11 protein-coding genes are annotated in these 13,049 nt (G+C 63.6%); 4 read left to right on the top strand and 7 right to left on the bottom strand.

From position 1 onward, the window contains the following. Positions 1 to 502: 502 nt before the first annotated feature. From IFT76_RS00685 to IFT76_RS00655, 7 genes are all read right to left on the bottom strand, one after another. Positions 503 to 2,476, bottom strand: a complete 1,974-nt coding sequence (locus IFT76_RS00685; RefSeq protein ID WP_192057111.1) for a response regulator — start codon at positions 2,474 to 2,476, stop codon at positions 503 to 505. Continuing rightward, complete coding sequence (locus IFT76_RS00680; protein ID WP_122478158.1) at positions 2,466 to 3,341, bottom strand: sensor histidine kinase; 876 nt, start codon at positions 3,339 to 3,341, stop codon at positions 2,466 to 2,468. Before IFT76_RS00680 ends, IFT76_RS00685 begins: the two co-directional genes overlap by 11 nt. Further along, complete coding sequence (locus IFT76_RS00675; protein WP_446731093.1) at positions 3,334 to 4,344, bottom strand: ATP-binding protein; 1,011 nt, start codon at positions 4,342 to 4,344, stop codon at positions 3,334 to 3,336. The genes IFT76_RS00680 and IFT76_RS00675 overlap by 8 nt, the downstream gene beginning before the upstream one ends. Continuing rightward, the gene (locus IFT76_RS00670; RefSeq protein WP_122715337.1) at positions 4,341 to 4,745 is read right to left on the bottom strand and encodes an anti-sigma regulatory factor; all 405 of its coding nucleotides are present in this window, start codon (positions 4,743 to 4,745) and stop codon (positions 4,341 to 4,343) included. The genes IFT76_RS00675 and IFT76_RS00670 overlap by 4 nt, the downstream gene beginning before the upstream one ends. Then, positions 4,742 to 5,104 carry an STAS domain-containing protein gene (locus IFT76_RS00665; RefSeq protein ID WP_122478154.1) on the bottom strand — a complete coding sequence of 121 codons (363 nt, stop codon included), beginning with the start codon at positions 5,102 to 5,104 and terminating at the stop codon, positions 4,742 to 4,744. Before IFT76_RS00665 ends, IFT76_RS00670 begins: the two co-directional genes overlap by 4 nt. 4 nt (positions 5,105 to 5,108) lie before the next feature. Continuing rightward, positions 5,109 to 5,960 carry an STAS domain-containing protein gene (locus IFT76_RS00660; protein ID WP_192056088.1) on the bottom strand — a complete coding sequence of 284 codons (852 nt, stop codon included), beginning with the start codon at positions 5,958 to 5,960 and terminating at the stop codon, positions 5,109 to 5,111. A 136-nt stretch (positions 5,961 to 6,096) separates the two neighbouring features. After that, positions 6,097 to 6,459 carry a YkgJ family cysteine cluster protein gene (locus IFT76_RS00655; RefSeq protein WP_192057109.1) on the bottom strand — a complete coding sequence of 121 codons (363 nt, stop codon included), beginning with the start codon at positions 6,457 to 6,459 and terminating at the stop codon, positions 6,097 to 6,099. A gap of 214 nt (positions 6,460 to 6,673) precedes the next feature. Between IFT76_RS00655 and IFT76_RS00650 the strand changes: the two genes are divergently transcribed. From IFT76_RS00650 to pgm, 4 genes are all read left to right on the top strand, one after another. Further along, positions 6,674 to 7,414: a FadR/GntR family transcriptional regulator gene (locus IFT76_RS00650; protein ID WP_122478282.1), complete on the top strand. Its 741-nt coding sequence runs from the start codon at positions 6,674 to 6,676 to the stop codon at positions 7,412 to 7,414. A gap of 325 nt (positions 7,415 to 7,739) precedes the next feature. Next, positions 7,740 to 9,101, top strand: coding sequence for an MFS transporter (locus IFT76_RS00645; protein WP_122478149.1), 1,362 nt, complete (start codon positions 7,740 to 7,742; stop codon positions 9,099 to 9,101). Between the two features lie 87 nt (positions 9,102 to 9,188). Then, positions 9,189 to 10,742, top strand: coding sequence for a galactarate dehydratase (gene garD, locus IFT76_RS00640; RefSeq protein ID WP_192057108.1), 1,554 nt, complete (start codon positions 9,189 to 9,191; stop codon positions 10,740 to 10,742). A gap of 148 nt (positions 10,743 to 10,890) precedes the next feature. After that, positions 10,891 to 12,531, top strand: coding sequence for a phosphoglucomutase (alpha-D-glucose-1,6-bisphosphate-dependent) (gene pgm / locus IFT76_RS00635; protein WP_192057107.1), 1,641 nt, complete (start codon positions 10,891 to 10,893; stop codon positions 12,529 to 12,531). Positions 12,532 to 13,049 lie beyond the last annotated feature (518 nt).

The raw sequence follows: 13,049 nt of genomic DNA, 5'->3' as shown, positions 1-13,049 counted from the left end.
TGCTACAAATCACTCGCCTGTAGCAGCGGCGCAAGCCGCGTCCGGGGGTGGTGTGGTGGGTCAGGAGGAATGCGTAGACCGCCGACGCGGCTCGCGCCGCTGCTACAAATCACTCGCCTGTAGCAGCGGCGCAAGCCGCGTCCGGGGGTGGTGTGGTGGGTCAGGAGGAATGCGTAGACCGCCGACGCGGCTTGCGCCGCTGCTACAAATCACTCGCCTGTAGCAGCGGCGCAAGCCGCGTCCGGGGGTGGTGTGGTGGGTCAGGAGGAATGCGTAGACCGCCGACGCGGCTCGCGCCGCTGCTACAAATCACTCGCCTGTAGCAGCGGCGCAAGCCGCGTCCGGGGGTGGTGTGGTGGGTCAGGAGGAATGCGTAGACCGCCGACGCGGCTCGCGCCGCTGCTACAAATCACTCGCCTGTAGCAGCGGCGCAAGCCGCGTCCGGGGGTGGTGTGGTGGGTAAGAAGGAATGCGTAGACCACCGACGCGGCCTGCGCCGCTGCTACAGGGGATCGCGTTCGAGGAGGTGGGTGATGCGGCCGACCAGGTCGCCCATGCGGAAGGGCTTGATGACCATGTCCATGCCTTCGGCAAGAAAAGTCTGCAAGTCCAAAGCGTTTTCCGCATAGCCGGTCATGAACAGCACCGGCAGTTCGGGACGCAAGGCGCGAGCAGCGTCGGCGAGAACGCGGCCGTTCATTTGCGGCAGGCCGACGTCGGTCAACAGCAGCTGGATCGACGGGTCATCGCGCACGATATCCAATGCATCCAGCGCGCTTTCTACCTCGGTGCAGCGGTACCCTGCGTCGATCAGCGCCTCGACCACGAACATCCGTACCGACGCCATGTCTTCCACCACCAGCAAGTGCTCGCCGTTACCGCGGTTCTCCAACTGCACCGGCTCGCTGGGCTGCGGTAGCAGCGCCAGGCCAGCCGGCAGCATCAGGGTCACCTCGGTGCCGTGGCCAAGCAGGCTGCGGATCCGTACGTCGCCACCGGACTGCCGGGCAAATCCGTAGATCGTCGACAGACCCAACCCCGTACCCTTGCCAACGGCCTTGGTGGTGAAGAACGGGTCGAAGACCTTGTCGATGATGCTGTGATCGATCCCGGTACCGTCGTCACGCACCGACAGCACCACGTAGTCGCCATCGGCCAGGCGTGTGTCGCCCCGCGAATAGGCGGCGAAGGTCGACAGACGGATGTTGCCGCCTTCGGGCAGCGCGTCGCGGGCATTGATCACCAGGTTGAGCACCGCATTCTCGAATTGGATCGGATCGACCATGGCGATGGCTGCGCTGTCGGTCAGGTCCAGGCTCAGGGTGATCCGTTCACCGATGGTGCGGCGCAACAGGTCTTCCAGCGAATGCACATGCTGGTTGATCGCGATCGGCCGCGTATCGAGCGGCTGCTGGCGGGCGAAGGCCAGCATGCGATGGGTGAGGGCGGCCGCATTGGTTGCCGACTGCAGCGCCGCATCGGCATAGCGTGACACGGCTTTGTCGACGCTGCCGGTGGCACCTTGCACAGCGGAGGGCTCGACCCGCTTCTTGATCAGTTCCAGCGCCGTGATGATGCCGGTCAGCAGGTTGTTGAAGTCATGCGCAATACCCCCGGTGAGCTTGCCCAGGGCGTCCATTTTCTGCACTTGCAACAGTTGCGTCTCGGTGCGCGCGCGCTCGGCCACTTCCTGCGCCAGCAATGTCTGTGCGTCGGCCAACTGGATCTGCTGCTGACGCTCGCGCTGCCGGTGCTCGGTCACGTCCTCGATGAACACCAGGCTGTGCCCGGGCGCGCGATAGGGCGAGACCTGCCATTCGGTTTCACGCAGTTGATCGTCGACTCTGATGGTCAGGTTGCCACGCCAGCGTTCGCCTTTGCTCAAGCGCACCTGCAGGTCGTCCAGCACGCTTTCCTGCCCGGCCGCCAGTTGCGCTTGCAGGCTGGTGAGGGACACCGGGGTAGGCAGCAGTTGCGAGAACGCATGATTGCACTCGATCACCTGCAGCTGCTCGTCGATCACCGCGATGGGCGCGGCGATGTTGGCGAAAATCTCGCGAAAGCGTGCCTCGCTTTCGCGCAGCGCGTTCTCGGTGTCACGCACGCGCAGCAGAGTGCGCAGGGTGGCCAACAGCACGTCGGCGTCCACTGGATGGATGAGGTACGCATCGGCTCCGGCTTCCAGACCCGTGATGATGTCGCCGGTCTGAATGGACGCCGCCGACACATGGATGATCGGCAGCAGGGCGGTGGCTGGCTTGGCGCGCAGCAGTCGGACGATGTCGAAGCCGCTCATGTCCGGCAGGTTGACGTCCAGAATCAACGCGTCCAGTTGCTCGCTGGCGATCAGCGCCAGGCCATCGCCGCCGGTGCCGGCTTCCAGAATGACGATGCCGTGGCGTTCCAATCGGCGCCGCAGCGCGTAGCGAGTGGCGCTGTTGTCGTCGACGATGAGTACCCGCACTTCAGGTGTCATGGCCAGGCTCCGGCGCAATGGCCAACGGAATGATCACAAAGAATGTCGAGCCCACCCCCGGGCTGCTTTGCACGCCAACCGTGCCGCCCAGCAACTCGGCGAAGCGCTTGCACAGCGACAGGCCCAGGCCGGTGCCGCGCAGGCGTTTCTGCACCGGCGAATCGATCTGGGCAAAGTCCTCGAACAACGTACCGTGCAGCTCGGCAGGAATGCCGATACCGGTATCGCTCACGGCGAAGCGGATCTGCGATGGCGATTCCAGCCTGGCCGACACCCGCACCTCACCTGCCAGGGTGAACTTCAAAGAATTGGAAATGAAGTTGCGCAGGATCTGCGCGAGCTTCTTGTCATCGGTATAGAGGCGTGGCAGTCCAACAGGTTCTTCGAAGATGAGGTCCACGGCGCTGGCATTGACGATCGGCCGGAACATGCCGCGCAACGCCGAGAACAGATCGAACATGTCGAACCATGCCGGCGATATGCTGATCCGACCTGCCTCGATCTTGGCCAGGTCGAGCAGGTCGTCGACCATGTCGCTGAGTTCCTGGGCGGCGTGAGTGATGAAACTCACCTGCTTCTGCTGCTCCGGCGCCAAGGGGCCGTCCAGTTCATCGGCAAGCAGGCCGGTAATGCTCAGGATCGAGCCCAGCGGGGTGCGGAATTCGTGGCTCATGTAGGACAGGAAGCGGCTCTTTAGGTCCGAAGCCTGGCGCAGTTCCTCAGCCTGGCCGTCGAGTTCGCCATACAGTGCCAGCACGCCCTGGTTGGTTTCATCCAGTTCGTCACGCAAGGCCTGGGCCTCGGCACGCAGTTGGGCGATCAATGCCGCACTGGCCTCGGCATCCAGATCGAGGGGTTCAGACATGGGGTGGCTCCAGAGCGATGACCAATACGGTGATGTCGTCGCGGCCGCGACAGAAGTCGCGGTACAGCACCGACGCAATGATGGCGGGGTGAAGGTGGACCAGGCCCGGGTAGTCGGCCATGTTCCAGCGCGACTGCAACCCGTCGCTGTACAGAACGAGCAACTGCTCGTTCGCCTCGTCGAACGTGAAGGCTTGCGCGCGACGGAACTGTCCGCCGACGATGCCCGGATGGGACGCCAGTCCGCGGCTCTTGCCCGGCGATAGTAGCGTGGCGCCGATGTTGCCGATGCCGGCGAAACGCAGTTGCCCGGCGTGGTATTCGAACTGGGCAACGGCCACTGCGCCACCGCGTGTGCCGTTCATGGCCTGGTGCATGTCGTCGAGCACATGTTCGGGCCGTGCGAACGGTGCCTGCCCGAACGCCTGGCAACCTGCGCGTGCGGCCTTTTCGGCCTCTTCGCCATGACCGAGACCATCGACCACCACGGCGCTGATACCCTCGCCGGCGAACGCCACCTGCCAGGCATCGCCACACGCCGGGTCGTCGTGCAGCGAGCGCTGGGTCACGCCCAGGCGCAGGTCGGCGAGCTTGTCGCGCTTGCGGTACAGGCGTGCCAGCACCACTGAACCGCGGGCGTCGCTGTACGCATCGAACACTTCCGATTGCCGCGCCAGCGCGCCGAGGCCGATGCCTTGAGTGCCGCGGGTGGAATAGCCGTCGGTCATGCACTCGTGCAGCTCGAAACCGGTGCCGCGATCCAGTGCCAGCAGTTCCACACCCGGTGAAGTTGGATGGGGCAGGGCACGCAGGTGCAGCTCGCCATGGCCGGCATGCTTGAGGATATTGCTGGCCAGCTCGGTGGCCAACAGCGCCACGCGGCCGCAGTCGGTTTCGTCGAGGCCCTGGGTCTGCGCCATCTTCTGCGCGGCACGGCGGGCTTCGCCTACCTGGCTGGGGTCCTGCAGTGCGATCACCTGGGTGATGACACTGCGCAAGGTCAGGTCCATCGAGTGATCGTCACGCGAGTGCCCTGGCCAGGCGCGGTATCCAGTTCGAACTCCTCGACCAGGCGACGTGCACCGGTCAGGCCCAGGCCAAGCCCGTTGCCCGAGGTCCAGCCATCGGTCAGCGCTAGTTTCAGATCGGGAATGCCCGGGCCTTCGTCACGAAACGTCAGGCGCAGGCCCTTGCGCACGCCGTCGTCGAGAATCTGCCAGTCCATGTCGCCGCCACCGCCATAGACCACGGTGTTGCGCGCCAGCTCGCTGACCGCCGTCACCAGCTTGGTCAGGTCGATCAGGCGCATGCCGCAGTCCTGGGCCAACTTGCGCGCCGTCTGGCGGGCCAGCACCACGTCCTGTTCGAGGCGCACCGGTTGACTGCCGCTGCTCTCGATGTTCATGAGCCGTTCACCCGTGCCTGCAGCAGGCGCATGCCGCGCTCCACGTTCAGCGCGGTGCTCACGCCCGGCAGGTTCATGCCCAGCTCGACCAGCGTGATCGCCACGGCGGGCTGCATGCCGACCAGCACGGTTTCGGCGTCCATGATCCGCGACAGGCCGGAGATGGTGCCGATCATCCGGCCAATGAACGAATCGACCATGTCCAGCGCGGAGATATCGATCAACACACCTCGGGCCGAAGTCTTGCTGATCTTTTCCGACAGGTCATCCTGCAGCGCCAGCGCCAGTTGATCGTGCATGTCGACCTGAATGGTCACCAGCAGGTACGCGCCCATCTGCAATATAGGGATGCGTTCCATGGGCTCAAACCGCCTTGCTGACGGTCAGGTTCAGGCGGCGCAGGGCCAGGGCCAGGGCGTCTGCCAGATTGGCCTTGGTGACCACGCCTTGCAGGTCAAGGCCCAGATGGACGATGGTCTGCGCGATCTGCGGGCGAACACCACTGATGATGCAATCGGCACCCATCAGGCGAATGGCGGTGACTGTCTTGAGCAGATGCTGGGCCACCAGGGTGTCGACCGTCGGCACCCCGGTGATATCAATGATGGCTATTTCCGAGCCGGTGTCGACGATGCGCTGCAACAGCGATTCCATCACCACCTGGGTACGCTGCGAGTCCAGCGTGCCGATCATCGGCAGGGCCAGTACGCCTTCCCACAGCTTGACGACAGGGGTGGAGAGTTCGAGCAGTTCTTCCTGCTGACGCTTGATGACCATCTCGCGGGATTTCTGGAAAGTGCGGATGGTGTGCATGCCCAGCCCGTCGAGCAGGTCCGAGACCAGCAGCACCTGCTCGGCAAGCTCGGCCGGATGGCTGGCGTACGCTGCCTGCAGCACGGCGAACAGCGGGCGCTTGAGGGCAAAGATGAAGTGCGCGGTCTGGTGCGAGTCGTGGCCCAGCAGCGCGCGGCTGTGGGACAGTTTCTCCAGTACCTGACGGACATCGGCCCATTGGCTGCCGGCGATGTTGTGGGTCTGACTGGTTTCCAGGGCGATGATCAACTGGCTGAGCAGCTCGCTGCTCTGCTGCCGAAGGTCGGCTTCCTTGATGTTGCGCGTCGCTCCGCTGGCTTCAAGGCCTGCGAGCCACTGCTCGACAATGGCATTTTGCTGGGATTTGAAAGCGTCAACGGTTTGCGTGTTCAGCGCGGCCATGCAAGAACTCCTGGTACAGAGATGGGGCGAGATAGCGTAATGATGGCCGATTATCTGCTAAACGCCGAATCCCGTCGATGGCCAAAAGCGCACGGCATCCGGCTGCTCTCGGCGCAGAGCGCGGCGCTTGAACCGGCTAGCTGGCGAGGAGGGTCATGACCGGCTCCGGCAACGGCGGCAAGCCATGGGCTGCACGCGCCTTGTCGCACGCCGGGTTATGTTCGCCGTGTTCCCAGGAAGCGTCGAACTCGCGGCAGGTACTGGAGCGCTGGGCATACATCGTACAACCGATTCCGATCTTGCCCACCTCGCCGGCGAGGGCAACGCAGCGCGTGGGCTTGGCGTCGGTGCCGAGCATCGCCACCCGATTGTGGGTGACCTGAATGACCTGCTCGTCAGGCACCAGGCCGCCCGCAGACTGACATTCGCCCCAGTAGAAGGACACACGGAAATGCGCGCAGCAGGCGCCGCACTCAAGGCAGGGATTGGCTTTGGACATGTTGGCTCGGGAGGGGGGGCAACAGCGTTATTGGGGACCGCGACCACGCCGCCATTCTAGGCCTGCCGTAGCGGTTGGGAAGGGGGGGTTCAAGGTATATTTCAAGGGCGCCGCACCTACCGCGAACACCTCGAAAGGCGGCATGTTCGCGCTGTCATCACACAACTTGCTGATATATGATCGGTTTTCCTTTTCCAGCCATGATCGCGCCGCCATGAGCAACGACATCGTCACCGCCGACATCACGCGTCGCAGGCCGGGCAACCTGGCCCAGAGCCTGGTGGACGATGTCTGCAGGATGATCAGCCAGGGTGTGGTCAAGCCCGGAGACAAGCTGCCCACCGAACTCGAATTGATGGCGGTGGGCGGTGTAAGCCGGGCTACCGTGCGCGAGGCACTGTCCCGCCTGCAGGTGTCGGGCATCGTCGAAACCCGTCGCGGCATCGGCACCTTCGTCCTCAACGTCCCGGGTTCGACCGTATCGCGCCTGGACCCGGCCACTATCGTCACCCTGCAGGACGTCATCGCCATTCTCGATGTGCGCATCAGTTTCGAGATCGAAGCGGCGGGGTTGGCGGCACTGCGGCGCAGCGACGACCAGTTGGCGTGTATCGAAGACGCGCTGAAGCGCTTCGAACAGGCGTCCGACACCAGCGGGTCCATCGTCTCCGACTTCCAGTTCCACCTGCAGATCGCCCAGGCTTCCAACAACCGCTATTTCGCCGACATCATCACGCATTTCGGCACCAGCATGTTTCCCCGTGCACGCCTGGACACCGTGGCCATCGCACGTCTGGACCGCCAGCAGAAACACGAACGGCTGGTCCGCGAACATGCGCACATCTTCGAAGCGGTCGCCCGCTGTGACTATGATGCCGCCCGCGCCGCGATGCGCATCCATCTGGCCAACAGCCGGGCGCGCGTGGTCAAGGCGCACGAAGATCTGTCCATCTGACCCTCCAAGTCAGCGCCTGCAACGTAGTACGATGACTTCCCGCCCACATCGCTACATCTTTGGAAATAATTCATCTCGGAGGTATGGATATAATCAGCGTTGTACGATAACGTAACTGCAGTACCGGCACAGACCGGTGTCCCCTAATAATTCCAACGTCCAGGGTGCTGCAACCATGATTATCCACGTGATGTCTTCCCGCTGTTGTCCGACTTCCTCCGTCCTACAGGGCCATGGTTTGCAGCCCGGCTGAGTCAGCGACACCTGAAATACCCGGCTTCATACCCTCTACCCGCATAAAAATAACTCGTGGGAGTACCTTCGCATGCCAGCGACGAAGAAGACGCATGTGCGCTACATGATCCTGTTCCTGTTGTTCGTGGTGACAACACTGAACTACGCGGATCGCGCCACCATTTCCATCGCCGGTGCCAGTCTGCAGAAAGACCTGGGCATCGACGCCGTCACCCTCGGCTATATCTTCTCCGCGTTCGGTTGGGCTTACGTCCTGCTGCAGATCCCCGGTGGCTGGTTGCTCGACCGCTTCGGCTCGAAGAAGGTGTACGCCTGGAGCATTTTCCTTTGGTCGCTGTTCACGGTAATGCAGGGGTTCGTCGGCTACCTGCCGATGGCCAACGCGGTGATCGCGCTGTTCATGCTGCGCTTTCTGGTCGGCGCAGCCGAAGCGCCGTCGTTTCCCGGTAACGCACGCATCGTTGCGGCCTGGTTCCCGACCGCCGAGCGCGGCACGGCGTCGGCGATCTTCAACTCGGCGCAATACTTCGCCACGGTGCTGTTCGCTCCGCTGATGGGCTGGATCGTGCACTCCTGGGGCTGGGAGCATGTCTTCGTGGTCATGGGCGGCCTGGGCATCCTCTTTTCGGGCGTATGGCTCAAGTACATCCACAATCCCAAGGAACACCCAAGCGTCAGTGCCGAAGAGCTGGAGTTCATAGAGCAGAACGGCGGGCTGGTGGACATGGACCAGGCCAAGGGCGGCAAGTCCAAGCCGAAGTGGAACTACATTCGCCAACTGCTGACCACGCGCATGATGCTTGGTGTGTACCTGGGGCAGTTCTGCATCAACGGCATCACCTACTTCTTCCTCACCTGGTTTCCGGTGTACCTGGTCCAGGAACGCGGCATGACCATCCTCAAGGCAGGCTTCATTGCCTCGCTGCCGGCCATCTGCGGCTTCATCGGTGGCGTGTTGGGCGGGGTCATCTCGGACAGCCTGCTGCGTCGCGGCCATTCCCTGACCTTCGCGCGCAAGACGCCGATCGTCTGCGGCCTGATGCTGTCGACCACCATGGTGATCTGCAACTATGTGCAGGCCGAATGGATGGTGGTGGCGTTCATGGCTTTGGCGTTCTTCGGCAAGGGCGTGGGTGCGCTGGGCTGGGCCGTGGTGTCCGACACTTCGCCCAAGCAGATCGCCGGGATCAGCGGCGGCTTGTTCAACATGTTCGGTAACGTGGCGTCCATCACCACGCCGATCGTGATCGGCTACATCATCAGTGCCACCGGCTCGTTCAAGTACGCGCTGGTCTACGTCGGTGCCAATGCCCTGGTAGCGGTGTTCAGCTACCTGGTGATTGTCGGCCCGATCAAGCGCGTGGTACTGCGCGAAGAGAACGGCGACCCGGTCGTCGACGATGCACCGCAGCTCAATGCCGCTCGTCCCTGAAGCGTCTGCAGCCAACGACAAGACCGCGGCCGGCACTGCCGGTACGCGGCTCTGGATTCAGCCTGAATTGATTGGAAGGGCCAAGCCATGCAATTGATCGAACATTCCGATTCTCCCCGCTACGTGCGCCTGCACGCAGACGATAACGTCGTGGTCGTGGTCAACGATCAGGGCGTGGCCGAAGGCAGCCGTTTTCCCGATGGCCTGACGGTCATCGAAGGTGTGCCGCAGAGCCACAAGGTCGCCACCGTCAACATCGCCGAGGGCGGTGCTGTGGTGCGTTACGGTCAGATCATCGGCTACGCACTGGAGCCGATCCGTCAAGGCAGTTGGGTCAAGGAAAGCCAGCTGGCCATGCCTTCGGCGCCGCCGTTGGACAGCCTGCCGATGTCCGACGCGGTACCGCCGGCTCTGCCGCCGCTGGATGGCTTCACCTTCCAGGGCTACCGCAATGCCGACGGTACCGTGGGTACGCGCAATATTCTGGGGATCACCACCACGGTGCAGTGCGTGACCGGAGTGCTGGACCACGCGGTTAAGCGCATTCGCGAAGAGCTGCTGCCCAAGTACCCCCACGTCGACGACGTGGTGGCGCTGACCCATAGCTACGGCTGCGGCGTGGCCATCAATGCGCGCGATGCCTACATTCCGATTCGCACCGTACGCAACCTGGCGCGCAACCCGAACCTGGGTGGCGAAGCCCTGGTGATCGGCCTGGGTTGCGAAAAGTTGCAGGCCGGGCAGGTTATGCACGAGGACGATCCCTCGGTAGACCTGAGCGAGCCGTGGCTGTACCGCCTGCAGGACTCCGGGCATGGCTTCGGTGAAATGGTCGAGCAGATCATGGCGCTGGCCGAGACGCGGCTGGCCAAGCTGGACCGTCGGCGTCGCGAAACGGTGCCCGCCAGCGAGCTGATCCTGGGCATGCAGTGTGGCGGTAGCGATGCGTTCTCCGGGATCACCGCCAACCCGGCCCTGGGCTTCGCCTCCGACCTGCTGGTTCGCGCCGGGGCCACGGTGATGTTCTCCGAGGTCACCGAGGTGCGCGATGCCATCTATATGCTCACCTCGCGGGCCGAAACCCACGAAGTGGCTACCCAGCTCGTGCGCGAGATGGACTGGTACGACAATTATCTGGAACGCGGTGCGGCGGACCGCAGTGCCAACACCACACCGGGGAACAAGAAAGGCGGTTTGTCCAACATCGTCGAGAAGTCCCTAGGGTCGATCGTCAAATCGGGCAGCAGCGCCATCAACGGTGTGCTCGGTCCGGGCGAACGGGTCAACCGCAAAGGCCTGATCTACTGCGCCACGCCCGCCAGCGACTTCGTTTGCGGCACGCTGCAATTGGCTGCGGGGATGAACCTGCACGTGTTCACCACGGGGCGCGGCACTCCCTACGGCCTGGCGATGACGCCGGTGGTGAAAGTGTCTACCCGCACCGAGCTGGCCGAGCGCTGGCCTGACCTCATCGATATCGACGCCGGGCGCATTGCCACCGGGCGGGCGACCATCGAGGAACTGGGCTGGGAGCTGTTCCATTACTACCTGGCCGTGGCCAGTGGTGAAAAACAGACGTGGGCCGAGCGCTATCGCCTGCACAACGACATCACCTTGTTCAACCCCGCGCCGATCACCTGATCAGGCGTCCCGAAGGGCAGCAGGCAACCTGCTGCCGGTCGGTTCGACAAAAGAAGCGTCAAAAAAGGGAATCAAATAGCTACCTCCAGTGTCGAAGTGCCACTAAACTGTCATTCTCCGTTTCGGTACCTACACTAGAGGTTTTTGCATGAAGCTCAGTCCGTTTGCGGGCAAACCTGCTCCAGCCCAGCTGCTGATCGACATCCCGCGTCTGGTCACGGCCTATTACACCGGCCAGCCGGATGCAAGCGAGTCCACTCAGCGTGTGGCGTTCGGGACCTCGGGGCACCGCGGCAGCTCGTTCGACTTGAGCTTCAACGAGGCCCATGTGCTGGCGATCAGCCAGGCGATCTGCCTGTACCGCAGCAGCAAGGGGATCGACGGCCCACTGTTCGTCGGCATCGACACCCACGCGCTGTCGACCCCGGCAGGCGCCAGCGCCCTTGAAGTGTTCGCCGCCAATGGCGTGCAGGTGATGTTGTCCAAGGACGACGAATACACCCCGACACCGGCGGTCTCCCACGCGATCATCTGCTACAACCGTGAGCGCAGCAGCGGCCTGGCGGACGGTGTGGTCATCACGCCGTCGCACAACCCGCCGCAAAGCGGTGGTTTCAAGTACAACCCACCCAATGGCGGCCCGGCCGACGGTGACGTGACCAAGTGGATCGAAGCCAAGGCCAACGAGCTGCTTGCCGATGACCTGCGTGGCGTCAAGCGCATGCCTCACGAGCAGGCGCTGAAGGCTGCCACGACTCACCGGCACGACTACATCGGTCACTATGTGGCCGACCTGGTCAATGTGATCGACTTCGACGTTATCCGCAAAGCCGGCCTGCGCCTGGGTGTGGATCCGCTGGGTGGGGCAGGTGTGCGCTACTGGTCGGCCATTGCCGAGCACTATCAGCTCGACCTGCAGGTGGTGAACACCGAAGTCGATGCCACCTTCCGCTTCATGTGCGTGGACTGGGACGGCCAGATTCGCATGGACCCATCGTCCAGCTACGCCATGCAGGGGCTGATCGGCCTGAAGGACCGCTTCGACGTGGCCTTTGCCTGCGATCCCGATCACGATCGTCATGGCATCGTCACCCCGACGGGCGGGTTGCTGGCCCCCAACAACTACCTGGCGGTGGCGATCGACTATCTGTTCCAGAACCGTCCGCAGTGGCGCACCGACGCGGCCGTGGGCAAGACCGTGGTCAGCAGCGGCATGATCGACCGCGTCACCGCGCGCCTGGGGCGTCGTCTGCATGAAGTGCCGGTGGGCTTCAAGTATTTCGCCGACGGTCTGTTCGATGGCTCGCTGGGGTTCGGCGGTGAGGAGAGCGCCGGTGCGTCGTTCCTGCGCATGGACGGCAGTGTGTGGACCACCGACAAGGACGGGTTGATCCCGGCCCTGTTGGCCGCTGAAATGACCGCGCGCACGGGGCGCGACCCGAGCCAGGCGTATGAGGCACTGACGCAGAGCCTGGGCGAGCCATTCTCTACGCGCGTGGAGGCCAAGGCGAATCCGCAGCAGAAGGCGGCCTTGAGCAAGCTGTCGCCCGAGCAGGTGAAGTCCACGGAGTTGGCCGGTGAGCCGATCGAGCAGATCCTCAGCCATGCGCCAGGCAATGGGCAGGCGATCGGTGGCTTGAAAGTCATCACGGCCAACGGCTGGTTCGCCGCGCGTCCCTCGGGCACCGAAGACATCTACAAGATCTACGCCGAAAGCTTCATCGACGAGGCGCATCTGCAGCGTCTGGTAGCCGAAGCGCAGGTGCTGGTGGATTCCGCCATCGGCTGATCCCGCACGCACCTTCCGTGGTGGCGGGCATCGGCCGCGAAGAGGGCGCTGCGGAGTATCTGATAGACCGAGTCGCCCGTTTCGCGGCCGCGGACCGCTCCTACAGGGAATTCGGTATCGCGTAGGAGCGGTCATCGGCCGCGAAGGGGCGCTGCGGAGTATCTGATAGACCGAGTCGCCCGTTTCGCGGCCGCGGACCGCTCCTACAGGAAAATGCGGTATCGCGTAGGATCGGTCATCGGCCGCGAAGAGGGCACTGCGGAGTATCTGATAGACCGAGTCGCCCGTTTCGCGGCCGCGGACCGCTCCTACAGGGAATTCGGTATCGCGTAGGAGCGGTCATCGGCCGCGAAGGGGCGCTGCGGAGTATCTGATAGACCGAGTCGCCCGTTTCGCGGCCGCGGACCGCTCCTACAGGAAATCCGGTATCGCGTAGGATCGGTCATCGGCCGCGAAGAGGGCACTGCGGTGGATCAGGTACACCGCACAGGCCGCCGACGCGGCTCGCGCCGCTGCTA

Origin of the sequence: Pseudomonas sp. CFBP 13727 (assembly GCF_014841915.1) — a bacterium.
GTDB classification, from domain to species: Bacteria; Pseudomonadota; Gammaproteobacteria; order Pseudomonadales; family Pseudomonadaceae; genus Aquipseudomonas; species Aquipseudomonas baltica.
The sequence above is the reverse complement of the archived record's forward strand: the minus strand, read 5'-3'. Positions and strand labels throughout refer to the sequence as shown.

Coding starts and splice junctions, on each gene's coding strand:
- IFT76_RS00655 (WP_192057109.1), bottom strand. CDS start 6,459: ATGTCCAAAGCCAATCCCTGCCTTGAGTGCGGCGCCTGCTGCGCGCAT.
- IFT76_RS00665 (WP_122478154.1), bottom strand. CDS start 5,104: ATGGAACGCATCCCTATATTGCAGATGGGCGCGTACCTGCTGGTGACC.
- IFT76_RS00645 (WP_122478149.1), top strand. CDS start 7,740: ATGCCAGCGACGAAGAAGACGCATGTGCGCTACATGATCCTGTTCCTG.
- IFT76_RS00685 (WP_192057111.1), bottom strand. CDS start 2,476: ATGACACCTGAAGTGCGGGTACTCATCGTCGACGACAACAGCGCCACT.
- IFT76_RS00660 (WP_192056088.1), bottom strand. CDS start 5,960: ATGGCCGCGCTGAACACGCAAACCGTTGACGCTTTCAAATCCCAGCAA.
- garD (WP_192057108.1), top strand. CDS start 9,189: ATGCAATTGATCGAACATTCCGATTCTCCCCGCTACGTGCGCCTGCAC.
- IFT76_RS00670 (WP_122715337.1), bottom strand. CDS start 4,745: ATGAACATCGAGAGCAGCGGCAGTCAACCGGTGCGCCTCGAACAGGAC.
- pgm (WP_192057107.1), top strand. CDS start 10,891: ATGAAGCTCAGTCCGTTTGCGGGCAAACCTGCTCCAGCCCAGCTGCTG.
- IFT76_RS00680 (WP_122478158.1), bottom strand. CDS start 3,341: ATGTCTGAACCCCTCGATCTGGATGCCGAGGCCAGTGCGGCATTGATC.
- IFT76_RS00650 (WP_122478282.1), top strand. CDS start 6,674: ATGAGCAACGACATCGTCACCGCCGACATCACGCGTCGCAGGCCGGGC.